The 22,334-nt window shown below is 74.3% G+C and carries 25 protein-coding genes and 1 pseudogene; 13 read left to right on the forward strand and 13 right to left on the reverse strand.

Annotation, left to right across the window (positions count from 1 at the left end; translation table 11 throughout):
- The first annotated feature begins 32 nt into the window (after positions 1 to 32).
- Positions 33 to 1,067 carry an ion transporter gene (locus tag ACZ6O2_RS14805; RefSeq protein ID WP_466023198.1) on the forward strand — a complete coding sequence of 345 codons (1,035 nt, stop codon included), beginning with the start codon at positions 33 to 35 and terminating at the stop codon, positions 1,065 to 1,067.
- A 29-nt stretch (positions 1,068 to 1,096) separates the two neighbouring features.
- Here the strand turns inward: ACZ6O2_RS14805 and ACZ6O2_RS14810 are convergent, their stop codons facing one another.
- Complete coding sequence (locus tag ACZ6O2_RS14810; protein WP_466023199.1) at positions 1,097 to 2,296, reverse strand: endonuclease; 1,200 nt, start codon at positions 2,294 to 2,296, stop codon at positions 1,097 to 1,099.
- Between the two features lie 118 nt (positions 2,297 to 2,414).
- Here ACZ6O2_RS14810 and ACZ6O2_RS14815 point away from each other — a divergent pair, with 118 nt between their 5' ends.
- From ACZ6O2_RS14815 to ACZ6O2_RS14840, 6 genes are all read left to right on the forward strand, one after another.
- Positions 2,415 to 2,756 (forward strand): MmcQ/YjbR family DNA-binding protein, encoded by a 342-nt coding sequence (locus ACZ6O2_RS14815; protein ID WP_350706617.1) that lies wholly within the window; start codon positions 2,415 to 2,417, stop codon positions 2,754 to 2,756.
- 120 nt (positions 2,757 to 2,876) lie between these two features.
- On the forward strand, positions 2,877 to 3,959 hold the full coding sequence (locus tag ACZ6O2_RS14820) for a PIN domain-containing protein (RefSeq protein WP_350706615.1): 1,083 nt from the start codon (positions 2,877 to 2,879) through the stop codon (positions 3,957 to 3,959).
- Between the two features lie 141 nt (positions 3,960 to 4,100).
- Positions 4,101 to 5,453: an extracellular solute-binding protein gene (locus ACZ6O2_RS14825; protein WP_466023200.1), complete on the forward strand. Its 1,353-nt coding sequence runs from the start codon at positions 4,101 to 4,103 to the stop codon at positions 5,451 to 5,453.
- 8 nt (positions 5,454 to 5,461) lie between these two features.
- The gene (locus ACZ6O2_RS14830; RefSeq protein ID WP_466023201.1) at positions 5,462 to 6,412 is read left to right on the forward strand and encodes a carbohydrate ABC transporter permease; all 951 of its coding nucleotides are present in this window, start codon (positions 5,462 to 5,464) and stop codon (positions 6,410 to 6,412) included.
- Between the two features lie 58 nt (positions 6,413 to 6,470).
- Positions 6,471 to 6,674 (forward strand): hypothetical protein, encoded by a 204-nt coding sequence (locus ACZ6O2_RS14835; RefSeq protein WP_466023202.1) that lies wholly within the window; start codon positions 6,471 to 6,473, stop codon positions 6,672 to 6,674.
- Positions 6,675 to 6,746: 72 nt separating this feature from the next.
- Positions 6,747 to 7,391: a carbohydrate ABC transporter permease gene (locus ACZ6O2_RS14840; protein WP_466023203.1), complete on the forward strand. Its 645-nt coding sequence runs from the start codon at positions 6,747 to 6,749 to the stop codon at positions 7,389 to 7,391.
- Between the two features lie 101 nt (positions 7,392 to 7,492).
- Here ACZ6O2_RS14840 and ACZ6O2_RS14845 read toward each other — a convergent pair whose 3' ends face one another.
- Positions 7,493 to 8,344 (reverse strand): S1 family peptidase, encoded by an 852-nt coding sequence (locus tag ACZ6O2_RS14845; RefSeq protein WP_466023204.1) that lies wholly within the window; start codon positions 8,342 to 8,344, stop codon positions 7,493 to 7,495.
- 251 nt (positions 8,345 to 8,595) lie between these two features.
- Positions 8,596 to 9,492, reverse strand: a complete 897-nt coding sequence (locus tag ACZ6O2_RS14850) for a LysR family transcriptional regulator (protein ID WP_466023205.1) — start codon at positions 9,490 to 9,492, stop codon at positions 8,596 to 8,598.
- Positions 9,493 to 9,592: 100 nt separating this feature from the next.
- Between ACZ6O2_RS14850 and ACZ6O2_RS14855 the strand changes: the two genes are divergently transcribed.
- Positions 9,593 to 10,522, forward strand: coding sequence for a DMT family transporter (locus ACZ6O2_RS14855; RefSeq protein WP_350706603.1), 930 nt, complete (start codon positions 9,593 to 9,595; stop codon positions 10,520 to 10,522).
- 99 nt (positions 10,523 to 10,621) lie between these two features.
- Here the strand turns inward: ACZ6O2_RS14855 and ACZ6O2_RS14860 are convergent, their stop codons facing one another.
- The 5 genes from ACZ6O2_RS14860 to ACZ6O2_RS14880 form a co-directional block, all read right to left on the reverse strand.
- Positions 10,622 to 11,137: a 2'-5' RNA ligase family protein gene (locus tag ACZ6O2_RS14860; RefSeq protein WP_350706601.1), complete on the reverse strand. Its 516-nt coding sequence runs from the start codon at positions 11,135 to 11,137 to the stop codon at positions 10,622 to 10,624.
- A 24-nt stretch (positions 11,138 to 11,161) separates the two neighbouring features.
- A complete protein-coding gene (locus ACZ6O2_RS14865; RefSeq protein ID WP_466023206.1) occupies positions 11,162 to 12,208 on the reverse strand; it encodes an NAD(P)-dependent alcohol dehydrogenase in 1,047 nt (348 codons plus the stop codon).
- Positions 12,209 to 12,365: 157 nt separating this feature from the next.
- Positions 12,366 to 13,103, reverse strand: a complete 738-nt coding sequence (locus tag ACZ6O2_RS14870) for a Pr6Pr family membrane protein (protein WP_466023207.1) — start codon at positions 13,101 to 13,103, stop codon at positions 12,366 to 12,368.
- 193 nt (positions 13,104 to 13,296) lie between these two features.
- A complete protein-coding gene (locus ACZ6O2_RS14875; RefSeq protein ID WP_466023208.1) occupies positions 13,297 to 14,109 on the reverse strand; it encodes a hypothetical protein in 813 nt (270 codons plus the stop codon).
- Between the two features lie 122 nt (positions 14,110 to 14,231).
- Positions 14,232 to 14,735, reverse strand: coding sequence for a DinB family protein (locus tag ACZ6O2_RS14880; RefSeq protein ID WP_466023209.1), 504 nt, complete (start codon positions 14,733 to 14,735; stop codon positions 14,232 to 14,234).
- 130 nt (positions 14,736 to 14,865) lie between these two features.
- Here ACZ6O2_RS14880 and ACZ6O2_RS14885 point away from each other — a divergent pair, with 130 nt between their 5' ends.
- From ACZ6O2_RS14885 to ACZ6O2_RS14895, 3 genes and pseudogenes are all read left to right on the forward strand, one after another.
- On the forward strand, positions 14,866 to 15,786 hold the full coding sequence (locus ACZ6O2_RS14885) for a DUF72 domain-containing protein (protein ID WP_466023210.1): 921 nt from the start codon (positions 14,866 to 14,868) through the stop codon (positions 15,784 to 15,786).
- Between the two features lie 83 nt (positions 15,787 to 15,869).
- Positions 15,870 to 16,178: pseudogene (locus ACZ6O2_RS14890) on the forward strand (DinB family protein); the annotation flags it as partial.
- Positions 16,179 to 16,197: 19 nt separating this feature from the next.
- On the forward strand, positions 16,198 to 16,380 hold the full coding sequence (locus tag ACZ6O2_RS14895; RefSeq protein WP_466023211.1) for a hypothetical protein: 183 nt from the start codon (positions 16,198 to 16,200) through the stop codon (positions 16,378 to 16,380).
- Here the strand turns inward: ACZ6O2_RS14895 and ACZ6O2_RS14900 are convergent.
- On the reverse strand, positions 16,354 to 16,719 hold the full coding sequence (locus ACZ6O2_RS14900) for a hypothetical protein (RefSeq protein ID WP_466023212.1): 366 nt from the start codon (positions 16,717 to 16,719) through the stop codon (positions 16,354 to 16,356). The genes ACZ6O2_RS14895 and ACZ6O2_RS14900 overlap by 27 nt on opposite strands.
- Before the next feature lie 185 nt (positions 16,720 to 16,904).
- Positions 16,905 to 17,531: a hypothetical protein gene (locus ACZ6O2_RS14905; protein ID WP_350706586.1), complete on the reverse strand. Its 627-nt coding sequence runs from the start codon at positions 17,529 to 17,531 to the stop codon at positions 16,905 to 16,907.
- 266 nt (positions 17,532 to 17,797) lie between these two features.
- On the opposite strand from ACZ6O2_RS14905, the gene ACZ6O2_RS14910 reads away from it, so the two are divergent.
- Positions 17,798 to 17,968 carry a hypothetical protein gene (locus ACZ6O2_RS14910; protein ID WP_350706584.1) on the forward strand — a complete coding sequence of 57 codons (171 nt, stop codon included), beginning with the start codon at positions 17,798 to 17,800 and terminating at the stop codon, positions 17,966 to 17,968.
- Positions 17,969 to 18,075: 107 nt separating this feature from the next.
- Here the strand turns inward: ACZ6O2_RS14910 and ACZ6O2_RS14915 are convergent, their stop codons facing one another.
- The 3 genes from ACZ6O2_RS14915 to ACZ6O2_RS14925 all read right to left on the reverse strand — a co-directional run bounded on the left by ACZ6O2_RS14915 (position 18,076) and on the right by ACZ6O2_RS14925 (position 21,730).
- Complete coding sequence (locus ACZ6O2_RS14915) at positions 18,076 to 18,939, reverse strand: alpha/beta hydrolase family protein (RefSeq protein WP_466023213.1); 864 nt, start codon at positions 18,937 to 18,939, stop codon at positions 18,076 to 18,078.
- Between the two features lie 75 nt (positions 18,940 to 19,014).
- Positions 19,015 to 20,226 carry a glycosyltransferase gene (locus tag ACZ6O2_RS14920; protein ID WP_466023214.1) on the reverse strand — a complete coding sequence of 404 codons (1,212 nt, stop codon included), beginning with the start codon at positions 20,224 to 20,226 and terminating at the stop codon, positions 19,015 to 19,017.
- A 223-nt stretch (positions 20,227 to 20,449) separates the two neighbouring features.
- Complete coding sequence (locus ACZ6O2_RS14925; RefSeq protein ID WP_466023275.1) at positions 20,450 to 21,730, reverse strand: globin domain-containing protein; 1,281 nt, start codon at positions 21,728 to 21,730, stop codon at positions 20,450 to 20,452.
- 101 nt (positions 21,731 to 21,831) lie between these two features.
- On the opposite strand from ACZ6O2_RS14925, the gene ACZ6O2_RS14930 reads away from it, so the two are divergent.
- A complete protein-coding gene (locus tag ACZ6O2_RS14930) occupies positions 21,832 to 22,284 on the forward strand; it encodes an RrF2 family transcriptional regulator (RefSeq protein ID WP_466023215.1) in 453 nt (150 codons plus the stop codon).
- Positions 22,285 to 22,334: the final 50 nt, after the last annotated feature.

Genomic DNA, 22,334 nt, shown 5'->3' on the forward strand with positions numbered 1-22,334 from the left:
CCCCGTCCCCGGCGCGCCTCTAGGCTGTCCGCATGCGTACCCCGCTCCTGCCCGACGACCAGTCCGTGGCCCCGCGGAGCGGTACGGGGGTGTGGGGGGCGGTGAGCCGCCCGTCCGTGCCCACCCAGCGGGGTGGCGGGTCGACGGCTGCGCCCGGGGGCCTGCCGGGCGTGGCGGAACGGTGCGCCCGGATCGCCCGGTCGCGGCCGTTCGACGTGCTCATCGTCGTGGTCATCATGGCGAACGGGGTGGTGCTCGGCGTCGAGACGTACCCGGACCTCGGTGCCGCGGGGCGGGCCCTGCGCTGGTGCGAGTGGCTGTTCCGGCTGGTCTTCGTCGTCGAGATCGCCATCCGGGTGCTGGCGTACGGCCGCCGGCCGCAGGACTTCTTCCGGCACGGCTGGAACGTCTTTGACTTTGTGGTGACGGCGGCGATCTTCATCCCCGGCCTGCACGGCGACTCGGCGCTGCTGCGCTTCGTGCGGGTCGCCCGGGTGCTGCGGCTGGTGCGGTTCTCGCCGGGGCTGCGCACGATCGTGGCGGCGCTGTGGCGCAGCATCCCCGGCGTGGCCGGCTTCCTCGCGCTGGCCGCCGTGACCCTCTACGTCTACGGCATGGCCGGCTGGCTGATCTTCGGGGAGCGCTATCCGGAGCAGTACGGCGACATCGGTCGTTCCCTGCTGACCCTGTTCGTGCTGCTGTCGCTGGAGACCCTGCCGGACCTCATCGCGCAGGGCATGGCGGTGTCGCCGTGGACGCTGCTCTACTACGTCAGCTACGTGATGATCACGGTGAACCTGCTGCTGAACATCCTGATCGCCGTCATCGTGAACTCGATGGAGGAGGCCCGTCGGCTGGAGATGACCGAGCGGTTGTCGCCCGACTACGACGAGGACGGCGACGGCGTGCCGGACGAGGTGGACCGGATCGCCCTCACCCAGCGGCTGGACGACCTGCGGGCGGTCATCGCCGAGCTGGAACGGGAGCTGCGCATCGACCGGGAGGACGGCCACGGCCCGGCCCGCCACCACCACGGCGAACGTACGGGCGGCCGGCCCCCCGGGTAGGGGACCGGCCGCAGCGTCGGTGGGGCGGGTCAGCCCCAGATGGCCGTCGCCCACTCCGGATGGTCGACGAACGGGTTCCGGTTGCCCTGCCAACGCTCGTAGATCCGCTGGTTGCGGCGCTTCTCGAAGGCGTCCGGCGGGTCGAGCTGGTTCCACTGCAGCAGCACCGACATCCGGCCGTGGTACGGCGCGGTGCCGTTGTTGACCGACTGGTTCATCTCCAGGTTGGGCCAGCCGTCGGTGCCCTCGTACCGGATCGCCATGTACATGATCATGCGGGCCACGTCGCCCTTCACCGCGTTGCGCGGCTCCCACGAGTCGGCGTCGGTGTAGCAGCCGGGCGCCTCGGCGACGGGGCTGCCGCCGTTGTCGAAGTCCTTGTTGCCCCGGGTGGAGTTGACCGAGACGTCGGTCGGCCGCAGGTGGTGGACGTCGGTCCCCGGGCCGGTCGCGGTGCCGAAGTCGCCGTGCGACTTGGCCCAGACGTGCTCGCGGTTCCAGTCGTCGACACCGCCGCCGTTGCTGGTCTTGCTCTGCGACCGGCCGGTGTAGAGCAGGATCACGTTGTTGGTGTTCGCCGGGTCCTGGTCGGTGTCCCGCAGCGCCTCCCACACCTGGTCGTAGGAGAGCTTGGTGTGCACCTTGATGATCGAGTGCAGCGAGCTGCGCAGCGCCGGGCCGGTCTTGCCGATCGCGCTGGCGTAGTAGGTGGAGTCGTAGTCGCCGCCGGGCGAGGTCGGGGTGGGGCCCGGCGTCGGCGACTGGGTCGGCGAGGGCGTGCCGCCACCGCCGCCGAGGGTCATCGCCGTCGGGTTCTTCAGGCCGCCGTGGCTGAAGTAGGCGGTCAGCGTGCCGGTGGCGGTGACGCGCTGGCCCCGCAGGCCCGGGTTGGTGAGCAGCCCGAAGGTGCTCCGGTAGGCGGCGGTGACCTGGACGTAGAGCATCCTGCTCGTGCTGGTCTCGGCCGCCGTGTCGGCGATCGCGATCGCGGTGTCGGACGTGAAACCCGACCGCAGCACGGTCGTGTTGCTGGTCGGTTGACCGATCACGTAGCCGGTCACGGTCGCCGTCCGACCGTCCTGGGTGGCGAGCGCCTGGGCCACGGTCAGGGTGGTGGCGGCCGAGGCCACCGCCGTCGTCACCACCACGGGCGCCACCAGCACGGCGGCCAGCGCGAACGCCGTCGCGAGCCTTCTGGGCCGCAAGCGGGTGCTGTTCTTCGTATTCATGAACAGCGATGCTATCGGTGCGGGCGTGAACGCCGGGAGAGCGGGAGCGCAACATTTCGGGCGCGAGCCGTCGGCGGCGCGGCCCTCCCTCGGCCCGGCCGGCCACTACCGTCGGGGCATGGTCACCGTCGCCGACGTCCGCGCACTGGCACTGACCCTGCCACGGACCACCGAGCACCTCATCCGGGACCGCGTGAAGTTCCGCGTCGGTGCCCTCGTCTACGTCGCGTTCTCCCGGGACGAGACGACGATGGGGTTCGCGTACCCGAAGGAGGAACGCGCCGGGCTCGTCGCCGGCGACCCGGACCTGTTCCTCCTGCCTGACGCGGCCGACCTGCGCTTCAACTGGGTGTGCTGTCGCCTTGACCGGCTCGACCGCGACCACATGACGGAGCTGGTGACGGATGCCTGGCGGATGGTCGTGCCGAAGTTCCTCGCGCGCCAGCGACTGGGCGGCTGAGGGAGGCGCCCCGCCGACCAGCGGCCCACCGCCCGGCCGGTCCGGCCGGCCGGAGATTCGCGGCGGCGAGGTCCGCCACGTCGCCGGCCGTCGGACCGTCGGCGGCGTAGGGTGGTTCGCGTGGATCAAGAGGACCGCATCGCCCTGTTCCTCGACTACGAGAACCTCGCGCTGGGGGCGCGCGACCACCTCGGCGGGGCGGCCTTCGACCTCCGTCCCATCGCCGACGCCCTCGCCGAGCGCGGCCGGGTGGTGGTGCGCCGGGCGTACGCCGACTGGTCGTACTTCGACGAGGACCGGCGGATGCTCACCCGGTCACACGTCGAACTCATCGAGATACCCCAGCGCATGGGCGCCTCCCGCAAGAACGCCGCCGACATCAAGATGGCCGTCGACGCGGTGGAACTGGCCTTCGAGCGCGGCTACATCTCGACGTTCGTGATCTGCACCGGCGACAGCGACTTCACGCCCCTCGTGCACAAGCTGCGCGAGCTGAACAAGCGCGTCATCGGGGTCGGCGTGGAGAAGTCGACCTCGGCGCTGCTGCCGCCCGCGTGCGACGAGTTCCTCTACTACGACCGCCTGGAGGGCGTCGACGTTCCCCCGGCGCGGGGCCGGCGCGCCCGCCCGGCGCGGCTGCCCGGCCCGGAGGCGCAGCAGGCCGAGCCGGAGCGGGAGCCCGAGCCGCAGCCGGTGGGCGAGGAAGCCGCCCGCGACGTCGACACGCTCGCCGTGCTGGTGGCGCAGACCGTGGCCGGCCTGCAGGGCAGCTCCAGCGGCGCGGTGACCGCCTCGACGCTGAAGCGGACCCTGCTCAGGAAGGACCCGACGTTCAGCGAGTCCGACTACGGCTTCCGCACCTTCGGCGAGCTGCTGCGACACCTCGCCCAGCACAACGTCGTCGAGCTGGGGGAGGGCCCCGCCAAGGGCGACCCCGAGGTGTCCCTGCCCGAGCACGGCGACCGGGAGGTGGCGTTCGGGCTGCTCCGCTCGGTGGTGTCCGACCTGGCCGGCGACGAGGGGGCGGTGGCGCTGTCCGGCCTGAAGAACCAGCTCCGCCGGGCGCGGCCTGACTTCAGCGAGAAGAAGCTCGGCTACCGCAGCTTCCTCCAGTTCTGCAAGGCGGCAGCCACCAGCGGCATCGTCGACCTGCGGTGGAGCCAGGACGCCGACGACTACCTGCTCACCCCGCAGTCCTCCTGACCACACCGGTGGCCGTGCCGGCGGGCGGCGCCGGCCCTCCCACGGACGCCAGTTCCTCCGGTGACGTTTGAAGATCCCGAGGATCGGAGAAGGTGCGCTGGCACGGGCACTGCCGCCCGCCGGCTCTCGGGAGGAACTGTCATGACACGGATGGTGCGGGCGGCTGCGCTCGTCGGGGTGTTCGCCCTGGCGCTCAGCGGCTGCGGAGGCGTCGGCGGTGGCGACGGGGGCGATGGCGGTGGCACGGCCACCAAGGGTGCCCTGAGCACGATGGGTTTCGGCCTGTCCGACGAGATCGCCAGGACGCGCGTGGACGCGTTCAGGCGCGACCACCCGGACGTCGACCTGAAGATCACCGAGGGAGCCTTCGACGAGCAGCAGTTCCTCTCCGCGGTCGCCTCCGGCAACCCGCCGGACCTGGTCTACATGGACCGCAAGCTGATCGGCACCTACGCCGAGCGCGGCTCCATCCAACCGCTGACGGACTGCGTCGAGAAGCAGGACATCGACATGGGGCAGTACCGGCCCGCCGCCAGGGAACAGGTCACCCTCGACGGCACCGTCTACGGCATCCCGGAGTTCTCCAGCGTCCGGGTGGTCTACCTCAACGAGGCGCTGCTCAGGCAGGCCGGTCTGACCGCCGACGACGTCGATCTCGCGAACTGGGCGGGGCTGCCGGCGCTCAACGCCAAGCTGGCCACCGTCTCCGGGGGCCGGCTCTCCCGCATCGGCATCGACCCGAAGATCCCCGAGTTCCTGCCCATGTGGGCCAAGGCCAACGGGGCCGACCTGCTCTCCGCCGACGGGACGAAGGCGAACCTCGACGACCCCAGGGTGGTCGAGGCGCTCACCACCGGCGTCAAGCTGATCCAGGACCAGGGTGGCTGGGGGAAGTTCAAGTCCTTCCGGGACACCTTCGACTTCTTCGGCGCGCAGAACCCCCTGGCGAAGAACCAGATCGTCGCGTGGCCGATGGAGGAGTGGTTCCTCAACCAGGCCGCCAAGAACAGCCCGAAGGCCGAGCTGGTGGTCAGGCCCTTCGCCGACCGGCAGGGCAAGCCGGTCACCCTGTCCTCCGGGCAGGCCTGGGTGGTCCCCAAGGGGGCCAGGAACCCGGACGCGGCGTGCGCCTTCGCCAGGACGGTGACCGCCACCGACACCTGGGTCGCCGCGGCCAAGGCCCGCGCCGACGCGCGCAAGGCCGCGGGCCAGCCGTTCACCGGCGTCTACACGGGCAACGTCGCCGCCGACAAGCGGATCTTCGACGAGCTGTACCAGCCCACCGGCAACAGGCGGTTCGACGACGCGGTGGCCACCATCCGCTCGGTGCAGGACAGCGCGTTCGCCATGCCCGCCTCGCCCGCCGGCGCCGAGTTCGACAAGGCCTGGACGGACGCCGTCAACCGGGTGCTCTCCGGCCAGGCGCAGCCGGCGCAGGCGCTGGCCCGCGCCCAGCAGGAGGCGACCGCCGCGCTGGACAAGGCGTCGAAGTAGGCCCGGGGATGGCCACCACCACCGTCCCCGCCCCCGCCGGCCGGCGGCGTCGTACGCCGCTGGCCCGGCGGGAGGCGCGTTGGGCGTACGTCTTCCTGGCGCCCTGGATCGTCGGGTTCCTGGTCTTCAACGCCGGGCCGATGATCGCCAGCGCCTGGCTCAGCCTCACCGAGTACGACGTGATCAACGCGCCCCGGTACACCGGCCTGGACAACTACCGGGAGCTGATGGCCGACCCGATGGTGGCCCGCAGCCTGGGCAACACCGTCTACTACACGGCCCTGCACGTGCCGCTGGTGATGGCCATCTCGCTGGGGCTGGCGCTGCTGCTCAAGCGGGTGGGACGGTTGCAGGGCTTCTTCCGTACCGTCTTCTACCTGCCGGTGATGACCCCGGCGGTGGCGGTCGGCATCCTGTTCCTGCTCCTGCTCAACACCCAGGACGGCCTGATCAACCGCGGCCTCGCCCTGGTCGGGATCGAGGGTCCGAGCTGGACCACCGACCCCGACTGGGTGATGCCCGGCATCGTCCTGATGAGCCTGTGGAGCCTCGGCTCCACCGTGATCATCTACCTGGCCGCCCTGCAGAACGTGCCGCGTGACCTGTACGAGGCGGCGAGCATCGACGGCGCCGGCGGCTGGGCCCGGTTCCGGCACGTGACGCTGCCGATGATCTCCGGTGCGCTCTTCTTCACCCTGGTCGTCAACACCATCGCGTCCCTGCAGATGTTCACCGAGGTCTACACCATGTACTTCGGCAACCGGCAGACGCAGGGCTCGTTCAACAGCGACGCCGCGTCGTTCTACGTCATCCACCTGTTCCAGGAGGCGTTCCAGTTCCTGCACATGGGCTTCGCCTCCGCGATGGCCTGGCTGCTCTTCGTGATCATCCTGATCATCACGCTGGTGCAGGTGAAGCTGAGCAACCGCTTCGTGTACTACGAGGGAGACCGGCCGTGACGGGGCACCGGGGGCGACGCGGCGTGGCCCGCGCGCGCCGGGCCGAGGGAGGCCGGTCGTGACGGCCGCGGCAGAGCGGACGGTCGCCGCCCCCGTGGCCGCCGCCGCGCCGTCGGCCGTCGAGCGCCGGCCGGCGGCCGAGGACGCCGGGCGGCCGGTCTGGCAGCGGGTGCTGCTCGTGCTCGCGCTCGTCGGCGCCGCCGTGGTGTTCACGGCGCCGTTCGTCTGGCTGATCAGCGCCTCGCTGCGGCCCCGTGAGTAGTCCTTCCCCACCGGGTTCCTGCCCACCCCGTTCGCGCCGGGGAACTACGCCGAGGCGTGGCAGGCCGTGCCGATGGTCACCTGGCTGCTCAACAGCCTGGTGGTCGGCGTCGCGGCGGCGGTCGCGGTGACGCTGTCCAGCGCGTGGGTGGCGTTCGGGTTCGCGTACTTCCGGTTCCCCGGGCGGGACATCCTGTTCGGGCTGGTGCTCGCGACGATGATGCTGCCGTTCGCGGTCACCATGATCCCGACGTACCTGATCTGGTCGGAGCTGCGGCTGACCGACACCCAGGTGCCGCTGTGGGCGGGCAACCTGTTCGGCTCGGCGTTCTACGTCTTCCTGCTGCGGCAGTTCCTGCTCTCGCTGCCCCGCGAGTACTTCGAGGCGGCCCGGGTCGACGGGGCGAGCTACCCGCAGTTGTTCTGGAAGCTGGCCTTTCCGTTGATCCGTCCCGCCCTGCTGGTGGCCTTCGTCTTCGAGTTCAAGGCGAGCTGGACGGACCTGATGAAGCCGCTGATCTACCTGCGCAACGAGGAGCTGTACACCCTGCCGCGCGGGCTGAAGGTGGTGCTGGACCGCTTCGGCTACGGCGGCGAGCAGCAGTGGGAGATCGTGCTCGCGGGCAGCGTCATCGCGACCGTGCCGATGCTGGTGCTGTTCTTCCTCGCCCAGCGCCACTTCGTCGAGGGCATCGCCACCACCGGCCGCAAGGGCTGACGCACGGAGCGGCTTGACCCGCCGTACGGGTCGGGTCGGGCCGGTCCCGCGGAAGTCGACCCGCGCCGCCGGGCGGCCGGCGGTGCGCAAGGCCCGGCCGGTCAGGGAATCGTCAGCCCGTACGCGGCCAGGATCTCGGTGATCGGCTGGTAGTAGGTGGTGCCGCCGGTGGCGCAGTTGCCGCTGCCTCCGGAGAGGATGCCGAGGATGGTGCCGGTGGCGGCCACGTAGAGGGGCCCGCCGCTGTCGCCGGGCTCGGCGCAGATGTTGGTCCGGATCAGGCCGGTCACGGTGCCCTGGGCGTAGTTGACGGTCGCGTTGAGCCCGGTGACGCTGCCGCAGCGTACGCCCGTGGTGGCGCCGCTGCGGCAGACCGCCTGGCCGATGTAGGCGTTGCCGGCGCCGTAGACGGTGAGCAGCCCGGGGTGGGTGTAGACCGCGCTGGGGTGGGCGATCCCGCCGGTGTGGCGGACCAGACCGTAGTCGTTGCCGGGGAAGCTGGTGCCGGTCCGGGTGCCGAGGACGGTGGTCTGCGCGCTGTCGGCGTACCAGGTCGAGGCGGCGACGGTGCAGTGGCCGGCGGTCACGAAGTAGGCGGTGGTGCCGCTGCGGACGTTGGCGCCCAGCGAGCACCGTCCGCCGCCGCCGTAGACGGCCTGCCCGCCGGCGATGAGGACGCGCAGGTGGCCCGGCTCCCGGCGCAGCAGCGCCCCGGCGCGCGCGACTGTCGCCCGGAGCGCCGCCACGTCCCGGGCCGGGACGGTGTCGTCGACGGTCAGCGTCATCCGTCCGGTGGCCGGGCCGAGCCCCCAGGCGGTGCCGGGGGTGCGGACCGCTGCGAGCGTGGCCGCGGCGCGGGCGGCATCGGCGTGGTCGGGGGCGGCGTGGGCGGGCTCCGGCAGGCCGAGCATCATCGCGGCGAGCAGGAGCAGGGCGAGCGGGAGACGACGCATCCGAACCTCCGATAGATCCGTCTCTGTCGATTCCCTACAGGATCCACCCGCGGGCCTGACGCGGACAAGCCACGGGCGCGGCAGTCTGCGGACCCGCCGGAGTCCCCCGTCGGGGGCTGCCGCCGACGAGGATCGACGCCGGCGAACGCGGCGCGGCGGCGGCGCCGGCCGGGCAGGTGTCAGTGGCGCGCGGCGGCGGCGCCGGCCGGGCGGGCGGGTGTCAGTGGCGCGCGGCGCCGGCCGCGGAGATGTCAGCGGCGCGCGGCGGCGGCGTGCCGGAGCGCGTCGAGCAGGCCGCGCAGGGCGGGCTGGTCCAGCGCGGCCTCTCGGACGGCCGCGTGGATCGCCCGGACCGGCCGTGGGTGGCGCAGGGGGCGGACCACCACGTCGGGGTGCGGGCTGTCCAGCGCGGTGCGCGGGACCACCCCGACCCCGAGCCCGGCGGCCACGAACGCCTGCGTGGTCGGGTAGTCCTCGCTCTCGACGGCGACGGCCGGGCTGAAGCCGGCCGCGCCGCAGGCGTCCAGCACGGCCTCCCGGCACGGGCCGGCCGGCTCGCTGCCCACCCAGGGTTCGTCGGCGAGGTCGGTCAGGTCCAGCACCCGCGCGCCGGCGAGCCGGTGCTCCCGTGGCAGGACGACCAGGTAGGGGTCGTCGAGCAAATGGACGAGCCGTACGCCGTCGCGGGCCTGCCCCCGGCGGCGGACCACGATGGCCAGGTCGGCCTCGCCCCGCTCCACCTCGGGCAGCGGATCGTCGGGGTCGACCAGCCGGAGGTCGACGCGGACGTCGGGGTGCTCGCGGCGAAAGCGGGCCAACGCCGGCGGCACCAGGGCGGCTCCGGCGGTGGCGAAGTAGCGGACCGCCAGCCGCCCCGTGCGTCCGGCCCGCAGCTCGGCGAGGGCGGTCTCCGCCTCGGCGAGGTGCCGGCCGATGACGGCGGCGTGCTCGGTGAGCAGCCGCCCGGCGGCCGTGGGACGCACGCCCCGGCCGGACCGCTCCAGCAGCGCCGTGCCGGCCTGCTTCTCCAGCGCGGAGATCTGCTGGCTGACGGCGGACGGCGTGTAGCCCAGGTGCGCCGCGGCGGCCGTCACCGATCCGCTGGTCACCACCGCGCGCAGGACCTGCATCCGCCGTACGTCGAGCATGTAGCAGACCTTAACAGTTCGGCAGAAACATTCACTTGTGCTGTTGGGTTGCTCCGGGCACGGTGGACCGGGACGGCGGTGCGGCGAGACGGGGGCGGCGATGGGCGGGGGACCGTGGGCGGTGCTGCGGCTGGGCGTACTGGCCCTGCTGTGGGGCTCGACCTTCTTGTGGATCAAGGTGGCCCTGGAGGGGTTCTCCCCGGCCCAGGTCACCGTCGCCCGGTGCGCCCTCGGCGCCGCCGCGCTGCTGGTCGCCTGCCGTTGGGTGGGGCACCGCCTGCCCCGCGACCGGGCGACGTGGGGCCGCCTGGTGATCGCTGCCTTCTTCTGCAACGCCCTGCCGTTCGCCCTGTTCAGCGTGGGGGAGCGGACCGTCGACTCCGGAGTGGCCGGCGTGCTGAACGCCACGACGCCCCTCTGGTCGGTGCTGCTCGGGGTCGCCCTTGGCACGGAGCGGGCGCCGCGTCCGGTCCGACTGACCGGGCTGCTGCTCGGCTTCGCCGGCGTACTGACGATCTTCGCGCCCTGGGGCCGGGCGGGGCTGGTCAGTGTGGACTCGCTCGCCATCCTCGGTGCCGCCGCGAGTTACGCGGTCGGCTTCGCCTGGATGGGCCGCGAGCTGGCCGGCCGGGGTACCCCCACGATCGCGCTGTCCGCCGCCCAGCTCGTGGCGGCCACCGGGTGGAGCGTCCTCGCCCTGCCCGCCGGCGGCCTGGTGATGCCCCGGCCCACCCCGGCGACCGCCGTCGCCGTCGTCGTCCTCGGCGTGCTCTGCACGGCGGTCACCTTCCACCTCACCTTCCGGGTCGTCGCGGAGGAGGGCGCGACGAACGCCGCCGCCGTCGGATACCTGCTGCCGGTGGTGTCCGTGGCGCTGGGGGCCGTGTTCCTCGGCGAGGGCCTGACGCCGCGTACGGTCGGCGGGATGGTCGTCGTGCTCGCCGGCGTGGCGCTGACCCGCCGCGGCGCGGCGGCCCGGGACGCCCCGCCCGCCGGGAACCCGCCGCACCCGATCGCCGCCCGGTCATGACGGCGCACCCGGCGGGCTGCGGCGTTCCGGCGAGGGCCTGGCGGGGTGGCGCACCGGCGGGCTCGGCGCGGCGCGCCGGCGGTCAACCGGTCCCAGCCGCTACGGCAGCGGGACCGAGATGCCCCGGGCGTGGTCGGTGAGGGCCGCGCCGACCACGGTCGCCTCCAGCGGCAGCACCTCCAGGCAGCGGCGCACGGCGGCGGCCATCAGCGCGTTCGGCACCCGCATCGACAGCGTGCAGTGCGGCACCCAGCGCCCCGGCTGGTAGTGCTCGACCAGCCCGATGCCGGCCTCGGCCAGCCGGCCGTGCACCTCGGCGTGGTGCGCGAGCAACTCGGCGGTGGGGGTCGGGCCCAGCCAGAGCACCCGCCCGACGAACTGACCGGCGTGCTGGAAACTCAACCGCAGCGGCGCGGCCACCACCGTGCCGCGCAGCGCCGCCGCGACCCGCTCCGGGTCGAAGCGGGGCGCGACGGCGAGCGAGACGTGCGGCCGGTGGCGCTGCTCCAGCAGCGACCGCATGCTCTGCACGCCCTCGGTCTCCAGCGCGTCCCAGAGCACCCGGATCCGCCGGGTGGCGTCGGTGTCCAGGTAGAGCTCCAGCGCCGCGACCACATGATCACTCTAGGGTCGCGGTGGTCACGGCACGACGACGGCCCGGCCCTCCAGCGTGCCGTCGGCCATCTTCCGGTACGCGACGACCGCCTCGTCGAGCCGGAAGGTGCTGGCCTTCGGCTTCACCATGCCCCGGGCGCCCAGTTCGAGCACCTCGATGAGCTCCGGCCGGCTGCCCCAGTACGTGGTCTGGATGCTCACCTCGTACGGCACGCCGAAGTAGCTCACCGGCAGCGTGCCGCCGCCGATGCCGACGATGGTGAGGTCGCCGACGGTGCGGGCGGCGGCGGCGCCGAGCGCGAGGGTGGGGCTGGCCCCGACGAAGTCCAGCACCACGTCGGCGCCCCGGCCGCCGGTGGCCCGGCGGATCTCCTGGGCGGTGCCCTCGCCGGAGAGCATGGTGAGGTCCGCGCCGCACTCCTCGCCGAGCTTCAGCGCCTCCTCGCGGGTGTCCACCGCGATCACCCGGGCCGCGGTCGTGGCCTTGAGGATCTGCACGCCGACGTGGCCGAGCCCACCGACGCCGATCACGACGGCGGTGCTGGTCGGCCCGAGCTTCTGCCAGGAGCGGCGGATCGCGTGGTACGGGGTGAGGCCCGCGTCGGTCAGTGGCGCCGCCAGCACCGGATCGAGCCCCTCGGGCAGCGGCACCACGTGCCGGGCGTGCGGCACCAGCATGTACTCGGCCATGCCGCCGTCCAGGCCGAGGCCGCCGCCACCGCCGGGCACCGGCGCCTCGGCGACGTTCTCGCAGTACGGGTCGATTCCCACCCGGCAGCGCGCACAGGTGCCGCAGCCCCACGGGCCGTAGACGGCCACCGGCTGGCCCATCGTCAGCCCGGTGACCCCGTCGCCGAGGGCGTGCACCCAGCCGGCGTTCTCGTGGCCGAGGGTGAACGGCGGGTTCCACGGCACGGCGCCGGCCTCGAAGTCGTGCATGAGGTGGAGGTCGGAGTGGCACGCGCCGGCGGCCCCGATCTTCACCACCACCTGCCCGGGGCCCGGGGCCGGCTCGTCGACCTCGACCAACTCGGGTTCCGACTTCCAGTTCGGCAACCGCAGCGCGCGCATGAACGTCTCCTGTCCTCCGGTTTCCGGCTCCGCCCGCGGCCTGCCCGCTCAGCGCCCGGTCAAACGACCCGCCTTCCGGCGGCGCAGGGCCCGCGCCACGTCGAGCGGCGCGGTGCCGGCCGCCTCGCACGTCTCACCCCGTCCGGGTGAGTCGGCCTCACCCGCCGGTGGGAGCCTGCTCCGAACCGTCGGCCGCCCACACGGCCGCTGGCCGCTGCGCCGGGGCGGCCGTCGCGGACGGGGCCGTGGCGGGGGCGGGCGGTGGTCCGGCACGGCGGGCCAGGCCCCGGTCGACGCCCACGAAGAGCAGGCCAAGCAGCCAGAACGCGACGGCGAAGAAGACCGCGCTGACGCCCACCCCGTCGTAGCCCAGCTCCCCGGCGTCGAGGAACGGGTACGGGTACCGCTCGACCACCAGCCCACGGACCAGCGCGAAACCGAGGTAGCCCAGCGGGAAGGCCAGCCACCACGCCGCGTACCGCGGGCGGAGCCGGCCCCGCCGGTCGAACAGCGCCCAGTCCGCCACCGCGAGCAGCGGCACGACGGTGTGCAGGAACTGGTTGCCCAGCGCCTCGCCGAGCGCGCGGTCGGGCTGCGGCATCGCGAACGGGCTGGCGGGGTTGGCGAGCACCAGGTGGTAGACCACGCCGGTGATGGTGATGTAGAGGGTGACCGCGCCCTTGAGCGGCGACGGTGGTTCGGGACGGTCCCGCCAGGCCAGCCAGGCGGCGTATCCGGCGAGGAGACCGACGGCGAGGTTGCTCTGGATGGTGAAGTACGGCAGCAGGCCGGTGACGCTGGCGGGACCCAGCGCGGTGAGCACGATCCCGGCCAGCACGCTGATCACGATCACCACGCGGAAGACCATCGCCACGCGTCGACGCCGCAGACTCATCGGGGCAAGCTATCAGCCGGGCCGTTCCGGGGCACCGGGCGAGCGCCGGCCGGTGCGCGTCGGCGTCCCACCGGTTGGCCGAGCCGCCCGCGCGGCGCGTTCGTCACGTGCGACCCCTTCCCGGCGACGCCCCGGGGCACGTGACCGGCGGACAGACGTCGGTCCGCCGTGGCCCACGGCGCGATGGCGTGGGTCAGCGACTGCCGCCGCTGCCCGGTGCGGGGCGACCGTGGTCGGGCGAGACCTGGTCGTTGCCGGGCGAGACCCGGATGTTGCCGGGCGAGACCTGGACGTTGCCGGGTGCCGGGGGCCGGCCGGCCGGGACGGAGGGCGATGTCGTGGGTCGCCCGGGCTGCTGGGGGGTCGGGGTGCCGTCGGGCCGGTCGACCGGTGTGCCCGCCGACTCGGGGCCCGCCGACTCGCCGGGCAGCAGGCGGTCGCAGTAGCCGGCCACCTTGCCGCGGCCGCCGGCCGCGCGGACGAGGTCGTCGAAGGCCGGCTTGTCCAGGGCACGGGCCGGGCCGTCGCCGCCCGTCCGGTAGGCCCGGCACAGCCCTGCCACCGACGCGCTCGGGTCGGGCCGACCCTCAGTCGTGGTGGGCGGCGCGGACGGCCGGCCGGGACCCGCGGTGGGGGAGACGGCCGGGGGCGGCGCGGGCGGCGCGGGTGTGGCGGTGGTGGGGGCGGGGCCACGCAGCGGTCCGGGCAGGGTGCCCCCGGCCGCGGCGAAGGCCACCCCGCCGGTGACGGCGAGAGCGACACCGGCCAGCCCGGCGCGGACGCCGAAGCCGGCGAGGGCGCGGCCCCGACGACTCCGCTCGGGACTGCCGACGGGGGTGCCGGCCCGCGCCAGCCGGTACGCCCGTACCGCGGCGTCCTCGCCGGCGAGCTCAGCCGCGCGGGGTGCGGCACGGACCGCCGTCAGGAGCGACGCGACAGGTTGCGGAGCGTCCCGCGGGTCGACGACCGGACCGCCGAGCAGTCGATCGACAGTCTCCTGGTCCATCCGATGTGCTTTCATCTCGTGTCCCTCAGCGCCGCCGGATGCCGGGACGTCACACGGGGTGAGTGTGACGTCCGACAAACACCGGGCCGGGAGACGGGGCGGGGCGGGGCCGCGCGGGGGCGTCAACCCATGGTCTTGGCGCCGTCGATGGCCTCGCGGAGGATGTCGGCGTGCCCCGCGTGCTGGGCGGTCTCGGCGATCAGGTGCAGCAGGACGCGGCGGACCGTCCAGCTCGCGCCAGACTCGAACCAGGGGGCCTGTGGCAACGGGTGGGCGGCGTCGAGGTCGTGCGTGGCGATCAACTCGTCCGTCGCGGCGGCCACCCGGTCGTAGTCGGCGAGCAGCCCGGCGAGGGTCTCGCCGTCGAGCATGCGGAACTGGCCGGCCCAGTCGACGGGATCACTGTTCATCGCCTCGGCGCCGCCGACGGCGAACCGCATCCACCGGTGCTCGACCTGCGTCACGTGCTTGATCAGGCCGCCCGGGCACAGCTCGCTGACCGTGCTGCGGGTCGCGGCCTGCTCGTCGGTGAGCCCCACGACGGTCTGCCGGAGGAAGCCGCGGTGCAGGCGCAGCGTCTCCAACAGGTCGGCCCGCTCACCGGTCAGCTGCTCTGTCGTGGTCATCCCGCCACCCCTCTTCACGGACGTCCGAACGGACTCACGATAGGGCCGGCCACCGACAGAACCGCGTCCCGCCGTGCCGGTTTTCCGCCAGCGGTTGCCGATTCGTCCGATCCGCGATCCACTGAATCACATGGGTGTCATCAAGGTGGGCACGTCGTCCTGGGCGGACCAGATGCTGCTGCGCTCGGGGTGGTACCCGCGCGCGGCGAACACCCCGGCCGGCCGGCTCGGCTTCTACGCCGGGCGGTTTCCCCTGGTCGAGGTCGACACCTCCTACTACGCCGTGCCCGTGCCCGAGACGACGCAGGGGTGGGTCGACGCCACGCCGGAGGGCTTCACCTTCGACGTCAAGGCGTTCAGCCTCTTCACCGGCCACCCGACCCCGGTGGCGGCGCTGCCCCGCGACCTGCGCCCGGCCGGCGGCCCGAGCCGGATCCGGCGCCGGGACCTGCCGGCGACCGCGTACGACGAGCTGTGGGACCGGTTCCGGGCGGCGCTCGACCCGATCGCGGCGGCCGACCGGCTCGGTGTGGTCCTGCTCCAGTTCCCGCCGTGGCTGGCCCGCGGCGCCGCCGCCGAGCGGCGCATCGCCGAGCTGGCCGAGCGCTGCCGGCCGTGGCGGGTCGCCGTCGAGCTGCGCCACGGGTCCTGGTTCGACGGCACGGCGGCGCTGGACACGCTCGGTTTCCTGCGGGAGCGCGACCTGTCGTTCGTCTGCGTGGACATGCCGCAGGGGCACCCCTCGTCGGTGCCGCCCATCCTGTTCGCCACGGCGGAGCTGGCGCTCGTCCGCTTCCATGGGCACAGCAGCGCCTGGGGGACGGGGGACAAGCAGGAGAGGTTCCGCTACGCGTACGGCGACGAGGAACTGCGCCGCTGGTCGGAGCTGCTGACCGAGCTGGCCGGGCAGGCCGGCGAGCTGCACGTGCTGTTCAACAACTGCTGCGGCGACCAGGCCCAGCGCGACGCGGAGCGGCTGGCCGAACTGCTGGGCGTCGAACCGGTGGGGCGGGGCCGCCCGGCGCGGGCGGGAGCGGCGTCGCCCTCCTGACGGCGGGCGTGCGGCCCGTGTGGGCCGGCCCAGCCGGACAAATTCCGTCGACCGGGCCGCGCGAGGGCCGGCATGATCGCCGGGTGGCGGCACCCTCTCGCGCGCTCTTGCGCTGGCAGTTCGACCTGACGTGGTCGCTGTTCGAATACCACCTCGAGCGCCTCGACCCGGCGGACTTCCTCTGGGAGCCGGCCGGGCACTGCTGGACGGTGCGTCGCGGCCCCGACGGCGGCTGGACGCCCGACTGGGCCGACACCGAACCCGACCCGGTTCCGGTCCCGACGATCGGCTGGCTGACCTGGCACATCGGCTGGTGGTGGACGGTCGCCACGGACCACCTCCGGGGGCAGCCGCCACGACAGCGCGCCGACGTGGAGTGGCCGGGCGCGGGCGAGCCGACCGTCGCGTGGCTTGACGCACATGCTCGGCTGGGTCAACGCCGAGTTGATGAAGAACGCCGCCGAGATCGGTCAGCTCCGGCTGCTGCGCGGCGGGACCCGGGGCCTGACCGGGCCGCGCCCCGAGGCCGGGGGCGGCCGGGACGTACCGCGCCGCCGCCCACGTCGCTCAGGAGCGCCGGCCCCTGGTCCGTAGCGCGTCCTCCGTCCGCTCCTCGACGTCGGCGGCGTCGGGGAAGGACCGCCGGGACGGCGCCGGGTCCGGGGGCGCGCCGGGTCCGGCCGGCAGCGTACGGGTCGGCTCGACCGGCCCGAATCCGTGCCGGCCCCCCTTCCCGGTCGGCCCCGCCGGCTCGCCGGCGCGGCGGTCCCCGCGCCGGCCCTCCGGCACGGCGGTCTCCTCACTGCCCTCGTCCATCGGGTCGTGCTCGCCGGTGCCCCAGGGCGGTTCCGCGTCGAAGCCGTCCCTGGTCACCCACGGGGTGACCGACTCCGGTGTGCGCCTGCCCCCGCTGCGTCCGTCTCCTGTCGCCATGGTCACCTCGCTGGTCGGGTCCGCCGCTACCGGCTCCGATTGCCCGTCCCGGGGCCGGTCATGCCTGCGCCGGCGCCCCCGGCGGGGTCGTGCGGGGCGGACTCGCCCCGCCCGGCTCCGGACGCGGAGCGGCGTCCCGCCGCCGAGGAGTCGGCGGGACGCCGGCCGGTGGGCACGTCGCCCGGTCAGCGACCGGCCATCGCCATCCGCTTCTTCTTGGCCGCCGCGCCCATCGCCATCACCGCGCCCATCCCCTTCGGCAGCCCGCCCGCGCGTCCGAGCATCCCCCGGAACACCTCGCCGGGCTTCTGCTGCTCGCCCATGTACGCGGTCACCACGATGAGCGCCCCCGTCAGCGCGGGCACCGCCCACTGGAGCATCCGCATCTTCCGCTGGCAGGACGCCACGTTCGACGGCGTCTGCGAATTGGGTTCGGTGACCCCCTCGACCGACGGGCCGCCGGCCTTCTCCAGCTTCATGCCGAGCAACCGGCTGTAGCCGGTCACCGCCAGCGCGCCGACCGTCAGCGCGGTCTTCAGGGTGCTGACCCGGGCGACTCCCGATTGCGCCGCCATCCGGGGGCTCTCCGTCACCAGTTCGCCGACGGCGCCCGCGAGGTGGGCCCCGATCGCGGCGGCGTTCACCGGCGTCCACCGGGCCCAGCCGGCCGAGGCCATCGGCAACCGCTGGGTCGAGTCGTTCATCTGTGCCGCCGCGCCGTTGACGCCGAACGCTCCCATCAGGGAGCCCCCGAACCAGGCCGCCAGGCCCAGATCGTGCATCGAGCGCAGTGCGGTGTGCCGTTCGGACATCTGATCCCCTTCCACCGTGTCGGGCGCTGCGGCATACCCGCCGCCCGGTCGGCTATGCCCGTCCGTCACCCGCCGATAGGGCGCGGTCACGCGGATACCGGGGAAGACCGGGAACCGGTCGCGTCGCCGCCCGCGCCGCGGCGCGGACCCGGCCGGGCGGCGGCGGGTACGGCGGTCGCGCCGGCGACGGGGCGCGGCCGGGAGGAGTCGGCGGGGCCGGTGCGGGTAGATCGCGGGACGGACGATCCGAGCGAGAGGGGAAGAGGATGTCGCAGCCCGACGAGAGCCGGGAGAAGACCGCCTCCACCGACGCGGTGCTGATGCACCCGGGCAACGATCCGCGCAAGACGACGTCCCAGGTGCCGCCGCCACCCGAGCGCGGCGAGACCCGCGTCGAGCGGGACGGCGAGATGGTGCCCGTCGAGACCGACGAGTGACCGGACCCCGGGCGGCGGGCACGCGGCACGCCGCCCGGGGAGGCGTGCGGGCGTGACGTCGGCGGGACCGACCCGACCGTGGTGCGCCGCCGTCGACCGAGGACGCCTCAGCGGGCCGGCAGGTCCGCGGCGAAGCGAGCCACCCGGGCCGCCAGCGGCGCGGCGGCGCGTACCCAGGTGAAGTGGTCCATCCGGGCGCCGGCCTGCGCCGCGGTGTAGCGCTCGCGCACTACGGGCGCCGCGGCCAGCTTCGCGCAGAGGTGGTCGAGCGTCTCGTGCGGCGTGTACTGGTCGTCGTCGACGCTGACCGCGAGCACGGGGCTGCGCAGCTCCCGGACGGCCGCCTCGGCGTCCACCCCGCCCAGGCGCGGGAAGCGGCCGGTCCGCGCGGTGTGCGCCCAGTCCCGGATCACCCCGCGCGCCTGCCGGCCGCCGAAGCCCCAGCCGGGCCAGACGCCGAGCAGCCGGGCCGTCGCCGCGATCCCCTGGGTGTACGGCAGGACGCCGTACCCGCGCAGGCCCGGGTAGCTGCGCCACCAGGGCATGCCGACGGCGACCAGGGCCAGCCCGTCGACGTCGTGGTCGCCGTGCAGGGCGAGGTGCAGCAGCGCGGTCTGCCCGCCGAGGGAGTGCCCGAGCAGCACCGTCTTCCGCCCGTCCCGCCGGGCCTTGAGCGCCGCCAGCACGGCGCCCACGTCGGCGGCGAGTTCCGCGTAGCCGTAGCGACAGGCGCGGCTCGGCGCCGGCGTGCTCTCCCCGGTGCCCCGCAGGTCGGCCACCGCCACGGCGAGGCCGGCGGCGCGCAGCTCGGCGGCGAACGGCCGGTAGTAGCGTGCGCGCACCCCCATCGCGGGCGAGACCAACACCAGCGGCGCGTCGGCGACGCCGTCCGGCTCGGGGTAGACCTGCAACCCGATCCGGGCCCCGTCGACCTCGACGAACTCCTGCCGGTATTCCCCCGTCGCGTTCATCGCCCCAGGCTACGGCCCGAGGCTACCGGCGGGTAACCGAGGGGTGGTGGGGATCACCCGCGTCGCCGCCGGCCGTCAGGCCAGGGCCGGGGCGGTCCGGCCGACCGTGCTGACCGAGGCGTAGACCGCGCTCAACTGCTCGGCGCAGCGCTTCCACGAGTACCGGCTGCGGACCCGGTCCAGCGCCGCCGTGGCGTACGCGAAGCGGCGGACCTTGTCGGCGAGCAGCCGGCGGATCGCGGTGCCCAACGCCCGGGGGTCCCGGGGCGGCACGAGGTCGCCGGTGAGGCCGTGGACGACCGTGTCGGCGATGCCGCCGACATTCGAGCCGACGACGGGCACGCCGCAGGCCATGGCCTCGAGCGGGGCCAGCCCGACCGGCTCGTACCAGGGGGCGGCCACCACGAGGTCCGCCGAGCGGTACCAGCCGGCCAACTCCGTGCGGGGCACCGCGCCGACCAGCTTCACCCGGTCGGCCACCCCGCAGGACTCGGCGAGCGCCCGGAGCCGGCGGGCGAAGCCGTCCGTGGGGAGCAACCGCGCCGGCGGGCCGCCGACCACCACGCACTCCGCGTCGGGCACGGCCGGCAGGGCCCGGACGACGTCCTGGAGGCCCTTGCGTTCCACCATCCGGCCGACGGTGACGATCCGCGGACGGGTCGGGTCACGCGGGGCTACGGGCCCGTCGGGGCGGAAGACCTGCTGGTCGACCCCGCAGGGGACCAGCACCATCCGGGACCGGGGCACGCCGAGGCGGACCAGTTCGCCGATCTCGTCCTGGCACTGCACGACGATCCGGTCGGCGGCCCGGCCCAGGGCCCGCTCGTAGCCGATCCGGCCTGGTGGACTGGTGTCCCGGGCGCCCTGCTGCCGCCGCTCGACGGTGCCGAGCGAGTGGTACGTCAGCACCACCGGGACCCCGGTGCGTCGGCCGGCGTGCAGGGTGGCCAGGCCGCTCATCCAGTGATGGGCGTGCGCCACGTCCGGCGTCCAGTCGCCGTCGCGCCACTGACCGGCCAGCCAGCGCCCGAACTCACCCAGGTGCGGCATCAGCTCCCGTCCGGGCAACCGCAGCGCCGGCCCGGCCGGCACGTGGCACACCTGGTAGCCGTCCGGAGTGGACACGGTTTCGGGCTGGGCGGTGGACTCCCGACGGGTGTAGACGCGGACGTCGTGCCCCTCGCGCACCAGCGCGGCGGCCTGCTCCGCCACCCGCGTGTGCCGCCCGCCGGCCTCCCCGAGGACGGCGAGCGGGCTGGCGTGCTCCGAGATCATCGCGATGCGCATGTCTTCCTCCATCGGCCGGCCCGGTCGTCGGGGAACGGGTAGCGCCGCGGACGCTGCGCGCCCCGCGAGCCCGTCGCACCCGCATGCGGAGTCCCCTACCCCCGGCCTGGTCGCCTAACCGCCGGCCCGCCGAGTTCTCGGCGGGCCGCCCGGCCGGCGGCACGGACCCGGCCGGCGGTGGGGCGAACCGCCGCACCACCGGTGTCCGGTCGGTCGCGGAGGGTCAGTTCCGGTCGTCGCGGAGCATGCCCGGGCCGAACACCTCGTAGGCGATCCGCTCCGCCGGCACCCCCCGCCGCAGCAGGCCACCCCGGACGGTGTTCATGAACGGCAGCGGCCCGCAGAGGTGCACGTGGGCGTCGGGGGAGAGCGGGATCAACGCGGGGTCGACCCGGCCGCCGGCCACCTCGGCGGCCAGCCCGGCCAGTTCGGCGTCGGTGACGTCCTCGTACCACAGGGCGGTACGCAGGTTGGGCAGCGCGGCGTGCAGGCGTGGCAGGTCGCCGCGGAACGCGTGCGCCGCGCCGGCCCGGTCGGCGTGCACCAGCACCACCGGGCGGTGCGGCTCGGTGGCCGCCAGGTGCTCCAGGGCGGCCATCGCCGGGGTCAGCCCGATGCCGGCGCTGACCAGCAGCAGCGGGCCTTCCCCGGCCACGGCGCTGACCTCGCCGAAGGGCGGGCTGAGCCGGAGGACGTCGCCCTCGGCCACGTGCTCGTGCAGGAAGGTGGAGACCATGCCGTCGGGGCCGGCGCCGGTGCCGCGTACCCGCTTGACGGTGATCCGCCAGTGGTCGGCCCCCGGCCGGCCGGAGAGGCTGTACTGGCGGATCTGCTGCCCGCGACCCTCGTCGAGGTCGACGGCGACCGAGGCGTACTGGCCCGGGACGAAGGCGGGCACCGGGCCGCCGTCGGTCGGGACCAGGGTGAACGAGACGACGTCCACCGCCTCGGTGACCCGACCGGTGACCCGCCAGTCCCGCCAGACCGACGCGCCCTCGGCGAGCCCCGCCGCGGCGTAGAGGCGGGCCTCCCGGGCGATCAGCTCGCAGGCCAGCAGCCAGTACACCTCGTCCCAGGCTGCCGCGACCTCCGGAGTGACCGCGTCGCCGAGCACCTCGCCGACGGCGGCGAGCAGGTGCCGGCCGACGATCGTGTACTGGTCGGGGGTGATGCCGAGCGAGGCGTGCTTGTGCGCGATCCGGTCCAGGATCGGGCCCCACGGCGCGTTGCTGCCGCCGGTCAGGTGTTCCGCGTACGCGACCACGGAGGCCGCGAGCGCGGCCTTCTGCGCCCCGGTCGCCTGGTTGCCGCGGTTGAAGATGTCGAGCAGCTCCGGGTGGGCGTCGAACATCCGCTGGTAGAACCGGCCGGTGATCGCCTCGCCGTGCGCCTGCACGGCGGGCAGGGTCGCCGTCACCACTGCTGTTGAGGACTCCGAGAGCACGACTTGTCTCCTTCTGCGCTGAACCGCTCGGACCCCGCCAGCAAAACAGGCATTCCAGATACCTCTTTAGGGCCGAAGGTCCCGGGTCAGGGGTCGGGTGGATCACAGATCGCGTCCGTCGCCCCGTGGTGGGGCGGGTCGGCGCTGGCTAGGGTCGGGACGTGAAGCTCAACCGGTCCACCGACATGGCACTGCGGATCGCCATGCTCACCGCCGCGAACCCACGGCGGATGACCGTGGACGAGCTGGCCGACCAGCTGGCGCTGCCCCGCAACCACGTGGCGAAGGTGGTGCAGCGGTTGCAGCGGCTCGGCGTGCTGGTCACGATCCGGGGCCGCTCCGGCGGGGTCGCCTTCGCCGAGGGCGGCCACGAGACCACGGTCGGGCGGGTGGTCCGGGCGTTCGAGGGCGACGACGAGGTGGTGTCCTGCGACGAGCCGGCCTGCTCGCTGCGCGCGGCCTGCCGGCTCCGGGACGAGCTGCGGCGGGCCCGTGACGCCTTCCTCGCCGTGCTGGACGGGGTGACCCTCGGCGGCCTCGTCGACGGGCCGACCGGTCCGGTGCTGCTCGCCCTCGGTCTGCCCCGCGCCCGCTCCGCCCCGGGACGTGACTGATCCGGGCGTAGACGCGGCGGAACCCCGCGCCGGGCGGCGCGGGGTTCCGG

This window comes from Micromonospora sp. NPDC048040, from assembly GCF_055587185.1.

Coding starts and splice junctions, on each gene's coding strand:
- ACZ6O2_RS14905 (WP_350706586.1), bottom strand. CDS start 17,531: ATGTCCGAACGGCACACCGCACTGCGCTCGATGCACGATCTGGGCCTG.
- ACZ6O2_RS14865 (WP_466023206.1), bottom strand. CDS start 12,208: ATGCGCGCGCTGCGGTTGCCGAACTGGAAGTCGGAACCCGAGTTGGTC.
- ACZ6O2_RS14840 (WP_466023203.1), top strand. CDS start 6,747: ATGGTCACCTGGCTGCTCAACAGCCTGGTGGTCGGCGTCGCGGCGGCG.
- ACZ6O2_RS14855 (WP_350706603.1), top strand. CDS start 9,593: ATGGGCGGGGGACCGTGGGCGGTGCTGCGGCTGGGCGTACTGGCCCTG.
- ACZ6O2_RS14845 (WP_466023204.1), bottom strand. CDS start 8,344: ATGCGTCGTCTCCCGCTCGCCCTGCTCCTGCTCGCCGCGATGATGCTC.
- ACZ6O2_RS14870 (WP_466023207.1), bottom strand. CDS start 13,103: ATGAGTCTGCGGCGTCGACGCGTGGCGATGGTCTTCCGCGTGGTGATC.
- ACZ6O2_RS14875 (WP_466023208.1), bottom strand. CDS start 14,109: ATGGACCAGGAGACTGTCGATCGACTGCTCGGCGGTCCGGTCGTCGAC.
- ACZ6O2_RS14910 (WP_350706584.1), top strand. CDS start 17,798: ATGTCGCAGCCCGACGAGAGCCGGGAGAAGACCGCCTCCACCGACGCG.
- ACZ6O2_RS14815 (WP_350706617.1), top strand. CDS start 2,415: ATGGTCACCGTCGCCGACGTCCGCGCACTGGCACTGACCCTGCCACGG.
- ACZ6O2_RS14880 (WP_466023209.1), bottom strand. CDS start 14,735: ATGACCACGACAGAGCAGCTGACCGGTGAGCGGGCCGACCTGTTGGAG.
- ACZ6O2_RS14900 (WP_466023212.1), bottom strand. CDS start 16,719: ATGGCGACAGGAGACGGACGCAGCGGGGGCAGGCGCACACCGGAGTCG.
- ACZ6O2_RS14920 (WP_466023214.1), bottom strand. CDS start 20,226: ATGCGCATCGCGATGATCTCGGAGCACGCCAGCCCGCTCGCCGTCCTC.
- ACZ6O2_RS14830 (WP_466023201.1), top strand. CDS start 5,462: ATGGCCACCACCACCGTCCCCGCCCCCGCCGGCCGGCGGCGTCGTACG.
- ACZ6O2_RS14885 (WP_466023210.1), top strand. CDS start 14,866: ATGGGTGTCATCAAGGTGGGCACGTCGTCCTGGGCGGACCAGATGCTG.
- ACZ6O2_RS14810 (WP_466023199.1), bottom strand. CDS start 2,296: ATGAATACGAAGAACAGCACCCGCTTGCGGCCCAGAAGGCTCGCGACG.
- ACZ6O2_RS14805 (WP_466023198.1), top strand. CDS start 33: ATGCGTACCCCGCTCCTGCCCGACGACCAGTCCGTGGCCCCGCGGAGC.
- ACZ6O2_RS14915 (WP_466023213.1), bottom strand. CDS start 18,939: ATGAACGCGACGGGGGAATACCGGCAGGAGTTCGTCGAGGTCGACGGG.
- ACZ6O2_RS14850 (WP_466023205.1), bottom strand. CDS start 9,492: ATGCTCGACGTACGGCGGATGCAGGTCCTGCGCGCGGTGGTGACCAGC.
- ACZ6O2_RS14825 (WP_466023200.1), top strand. CDS start 4,101: ATGACACGGATGGTGCGGGCGGCTGCGCTCGTCGGGGTGTTCGCCCTG.